The sequence below is a fragment of the Shewanella sp. SW32 genome, assembly GCF_025653365.1.
GTDB classification, from domain to species: domain Bacteria; phylum Pseudomonadota; class Gammaproteobacteria; order Enterobacterales; family Shewanellaceae; genus Shewanella; species Shewanella oncorhynchi.
Genome location: NZ_JAKKSJ010000103.1, coordinates 1 through 694 on the forward strand (window position 1 = coordinate 1; position 694 = coordinate 694).

Consider the following 694-nt stretch of genomic DNA (forward strand, 5'->3'; position numbering starts at 1 on the left):
GGTGTCTTCCAGCGCCAGTAGGCAGTCAAATGGTTCGCAGGCTTGCACTGTGGCAGCAAAACCTGCCTCAGCAATCGCTGCCGGACTGATATGCTCGTTACGGACAAAGCGATAAGCGGCTTCAATGTCTGCACTGGATGAAAGAGATTGCACGATAGATTGTCCTGTATGAGCTGCAAGTTGAGCCGCCAACTGTACAAGCCGTTTGGTCCTTCGTACATCCCCTAATTKTGCGCGCTGAAAAATGCTYTGTGCCCAGAGTGATGGTTCACTTAAAAACATGGYATGTGGTATCTGAAACAAAAGGTCAGGATCAGATCAGGGTAATTGAAAATGGTTCAAAAAAATCCCTCGGGGCAAACCGAGGGATTTGTGTAGAAGAGACAGATTTTTTAATGGGGTTTTATATTTTCCCCTTTAAAAATGTAATCGCTTTTTGGGCTCTGCGTGATAAGGGCCATTCCGCACGGTGGATAAGCCAAATGGTGTCTACAACTTGGCTGCCACATTCCACAACATAAATATCTTCTTGTCGTTCAAAGGCTTTTCGGGCGTATTGCGGTATAACCGTAAATCCTAGCCCTTTTGCGACAGGTTCGAGAATGAGGCTGATTTGGTTGGTAAATCCCTTGCAGGGGATCTCTTGAATGCCGGGGTGAGTTGGATATTTACGGCTAAGCAGCCGAGTCGCCAT

At 47.0% G+C, this 694-nt stretch carries 2 protein-coding genes; both read right to left on the reverse strand.

What is annotated here, in order from left to right:
• On the reverse strand, positions 1 to 282 hold a 282-nt coding region (locus tag L5M28_RS24010; protein WP_263198260.1), incomplete at its 3' end, for a transposase DNA-binding-containing protein.
• Between the two features lie 121 nt (positions 283 to 403).
• The coding region (locus L5M28_RS24015; protein ID WP_263204544.1) for a LysR substrate-binding domain-containing protein at positions 404 to 694 on the reverse strand (291 nt) is incomplete at its 5' end.